The 3,956-nt window shown below is 69.9% G+C and carries 4 protein-coding genes; 3 read left to right on the top strand and 1 reads right to left on the bottom strand.

Going from position 1 to position 3,956, the window contains the following annotated elements; genetic code table 11:
• On the top strand, positions 1-732 hold a 732-nt coding region (locus tag P409_RS28650), incomplete at its 5' end, for an NmrA family NAD(P)-binding protein (protein WP_034846452.1).
• A 54-nt stretch (positions 733-786) separates the two neighbouring features.
• Here P409_RS28650 and P409_RS28645 read toward each other — a convergent pair.
• Entirely contained in the window at positions 787-2,106 is a 1,320-nt protein-coding gene (locus tag P409_RS28645; protein WP_034846450.1) for an MFS transporter, read from the bottom strand.
• A gap of 756 nt (positions 2,107-2,862) precedes the next feature.
• On the opposite strand from P409_RS28645, the gene P409_RS28640 reads away from it, so the two are divergent.
• The gene (locus tag P409_RS28640) at positions 2,863-3,462 is read left to right on the top strand and encodes a class I SAM-dependent methyltransferase (RefSeq protein ID WP_034846448.1); all 600 of its coding nucleotides are present in this window, start codon (positions 2,863-2,865) and stop codon (positions 3,460-3,462) included.
• 140 nt (positions 3,463-3,602) lie between these two features.
• Positions 3,603-3,956 (top strand): hypothetical protein (locus P409_RS28635; protein WP_202964835.1); only part of this gene is annotated, 354 nt, incomplete at its 3' end.

The following is a 3,956-nucleotide window of genomic DNA, read 5'->3' as shown; positions in this document are numbered from 1 at the left end:
GTGGAGATCGTCGCCGGCGACCTCGGCGACCCGGGCTCGGTGCAGCAGGCGGCCGCGGGCGTCGACACGATGTACCTGATGGGCAACAGCTACGAGGCCGGGACGGAGGAAGAGACCCGCCAGGGGATCCACGCCGCCGATGCGGCGAAGGCGGCCGGCGTCGGGCACCTGATCTATTCCTCCGTCGGCAGCGCCGACCGGCAGACGGGCGTCCCGCATTTCGACAGCAAGCATGTGGTCGAGCGGCACATCGCCGGGCTCGGCCTGCCCTACACCATCAGCGCCCCGGTCGCCTTCATGGAGAACATCGTCGCGCCCTGGGCGATCGACGGGCTGCGCCAGGGGGTGTACGCCTTCGCCCTGCCGGCCGGCCGCCCCCTGCAGCTGGTGGCCCTGGCGGATATCGGCGCCTTCGCCGTGGCGCTGACGGAACGGCGCGAGCAGGTCTTCGGCCGGCGCTTCGACATTGCCGGGGACGAGCTGTCCGGCACGGAACAGGCCAGGATCCTGTCGCAGGCCATCGGCCGCCCGATCGCCTATCAGGAGATTCCGGTCGCCGCCGCGCGGCAGCAGAGCGAGGATCTGGCGCTGATGTATGAATGGTTCAAAAACACCGGCTATTCCACTGATATTCCAGCATTGCGACGGAATTTCCCTGAGGTCCGCTGGCACGGCTTCTCCGACTGGGCGCGCAGCATCGACTGGAGCGTGCTCAACGGGGCACCCCGCTGAGGTTTCAGTCACGGAGTGCGGACGCGCCGGACCGGCGCGCCCGCCTCGACGTCCTCAGCGGTCGCCCGCCACCCGGGTCAGGTCCTGGGTGTGGGTCTCGCCGATCAGCCAGACCGCGGCGACGCTGATCACCGCGGCGATGCTGATGTAGAGGCCGACCCAGCTGAGCCCGCCCTGCTCGACCAGCGTCTGGGCGATGTAGGGCGCCAGCGACGCGCCGAGGATGCCGGCGAGGTTGTAGGTCAGCGACGCGCCGGTGTAGCGCACCCCGGTCGGGAACAGCTCCGGCAGGAAGGCACCCATCGGGCCGAAGATCAGCCCCATCAGGAACAGGCCGAGGCACAGGAACAGGGTGACCAGCACCGCCGAACCGCTGCCGAGCAGCGGCGCCAGGGCGAAGCCGAACAGCACCGTCAGGATGCCGCCGACGATCAGCACCGGCCGCCGGCCGATACGGTCGCTGAGGCTGGAGGAGAGCGGGATGCCGAGGCCGAGAAAGATGATGGCGAAGCATTCCAGGCCCAGGAAGGCCTGGCGGGAATAGCCGAGCGACTTGGTGCCGTAGCCCAGCGCGAACACCGTGGTGATGTAGAACAGGGCGTAGCACGACACCATCGCCAGGGTGCCGAGGACGGTGACCCGGGTGTAGCGGGCCAGCACGTCGCCGATCGGCACCCGCACCCGCTCCTGCCGCTCCATCGCTTCACGGAACACCGGCGTCTCGACCAGCTTCAGCCGGACATAGAGGCCGACCGCCACCAGCACGGCGCTGAGCAGGAACGGCACGCGCCAGCCCCAGGACCGGAACTGCGCGTCATCCAGCCCCAGCGCCAGCAGCAGGAACAGCCCGTTGGCGGCGAGGAAGCCGATCGGCGCGCCCAGCTGCGGGAACATGCCGAACCAGCCGCGCTTGCCGGCCGGCGCATTCTCCACCGCCAGCAGCGCCGCCCCGCCCCATTCGCCGCCGAGGCCAAGCCCCTGGCCGAAGCGCAGCAGGCACAGCAGCGCCGGCGCCAGCCAGCCGATCGCGTCATAGCCCGGCAGCACGCCGATCAGCGTGGTCGAGATGCCCATCAGCAGCAGCGAGGCCACCAGCGTCGCCTTGCGGCCGATGCGGTCGCCGAAATGGCCCAGCAGGGCCGAGCCGACCGGCCGGGCGATGAAGGCGATGGCGAAGGTGGCGAAGGAGAGGAGCAGCTGCGCCGCGTCCGATTCCTGCGGGAAGAACACCGGCCCGAACACCAGGGCCGCGGCCGTGCCGTAGATGTAGAAGTCGTAGAACTCGATGGCGGTGCCGACCAGGCTGGCCACGACGATCCGGCCGGTGGTGTTGGCGGGGGCCGGCACAGGCCGGTCGAATGTTGTGTCCGTCATGAGGAAACGCACCGATGGTTGCTTGGGCGGCAGGGCCGGGCTCCATATCTGTCCCGGCGAGGGGCGCCGTCAACCATCGGCGGCCCCGTCGCCCGGCGCCTGCGGCATGACAGCAGCGCGTCGGACGACAGGCCCGGCCGCGTCGGGGCCTGTCCGGTCCAGGGTCCGGATACGGCCGGTACCGCTACGGAAGGATGTCCGGGCCGCCGGAAAACGGCTGCCGATGTAGCTCTTCCTACCAGGCCCTGCCGGTGATGCGCTCACCGGGCCGCCGAGGACCCGATGGAACGACAGCGGCCTGTCGTATGTCGGTTTCACCAGCCGGTGGCCGCCGGCTGCGCCTCGGCCCCGGCATGGATGGCTGCCGTAGCACCGGCGACGAGCTCTGCCGCGCCACAAGGCTGCGAAAGAATCGGCGCATGATGCGGAGCCCCCTCCCGTCGAACACGAGATGCCGGGTGCGGCCTCGTCCCAATCCGGCGAGCCCGCGTCCGGTGCCACGATGGAGACATGGCTGGCCGGTGCAATGTAATCGGAAGACTCCAGATCGATTACTTTCAATGCTCGCAAATCCAGAAAAATGCAGATAAAGACCACAACATCGCCGCCATCGCCCGAGCCGCCGTCCCGGCCCGCACAATGCGGCCGGATCGACGCGACGCGCTTGCGATCGGAGGCGGAACGGAGCATCTAGCGTGCGTCGCCCGGAGGATCGGACGCCTCCATCCGTTCGACATCGTAAGGACCCGTCGCTTGATGACCGACCGCAAAGCCGGCCCAGACCGGCCGGACATGAACCCCTGGCTGTTCTTCCGCCGCTGGCTCGCCAATCCCCGCGAGGTCGGGTCGGTGACGCCGTCCTCCCCCGCCCTGAAGCGCCGGCTGACGCAGGAGATCCGGCGCGCCCCCGACGAATATGTGGTCGAGCTGGGCGGCGGTACCGGGGCCATCACCCGCGGCATCCTGGAGCGCGGCGTGCCGGCCGACCGGCTCTATGTGCTCGAGATCAACCCGGAGATGGCGCGGCATCTACGCGAGACCTTCCCCGGCATCCATGTGATCGAGGGCGACGCCCGCCGCCTGGGCGAGATCCTGCCGCCCGAGGTGGTCGGCAAGGTCGGCACCACTCTGTGCGGCATCCCGATGCTGCTGCTGACGCATGAGGAGCAGCAGGCTATCCTCGATTCGGCCTATTCGGTGATGCCGAAGGGACGGCAGGTCGTGCTCTACACCTACGCCTTCTCCTCGCCGCTGCAGCGCGACAAGCTGGGGCTGGATGGCCGCCGGGTCGGCTTCGTCACGGCCAACATCCCTCCGGCCTCGGTCTGGGCCTACCGGCAGCGCAACGCCGGCTGACGGCCCCGCTCCGCTTCCGCCGCCCGGCGGGACAGGGCATAGTCCTGGAGACGGAATCGACCGGCGGCGGCCCGGCCGGCTGCAGCGTCGTGTGCCATCCATGGCCGGCATCGCGCCGGGGCTTCGAAGGATTTGCGACGATGAGACAACCGCTTCTTCTTGCCGCCGCCCTTGGGTTCTTGCTGCCGGCCGTCCTGCCGGCCCTGGCACAGGCCCCCGCCTACCATCTGCAGCTGCAGGTCAACGTCACCGCCGATGTCGGCCGCGGATCGTGCCGGGTCGGCACCGGCGTGATCGGCACCTATCCCGACAGCGCCGGCCGGCTGCCGATCGGCACGCCGGTCGATCTGATCATCCCCTGCGCCATGGCCGGCGCCTCCTATTATGACGCCCGGCTGGTCGGCGCCCCGGGGTCGCTTCAGCCGGCCGGCCCGAATGCGCTGCGGCCGATGGCAAGCCCGGTGGCCCTGCCCTCCGCCCCCGCGGCGGTGCGC

It is taken from the genome of Inquilinus limosus MP06, from assembly GCF_000767795.1.
Lineage (GTDB): Bacteria > Pseudomonadota > Alphaproteobacteria > DSM-16000 > Inquilinaceae > Inquilinus > Inquilinus limosus_E.
This window is presented reverse-complemented; position numbering and strand designations above follow the sequence as displayed.

What these genes read in the sequence shown, in the direction of transcription:
- P409_RS28645 (WP_034846450.1), bottom strand. Translation starts at nt 2,106, where the DNA reads ATGACGGACACAACATTCGACCGGCCTGTGCCGGCCCCCGCCAACACC.
- P409_RS28640 (WP_034846448.1), top strand. Translation starts at nt 2,863, where the DNA reads ATGACCGACCGCAAAGCCGGCCCAGACCGGCCGGACATGAACCCCTGG.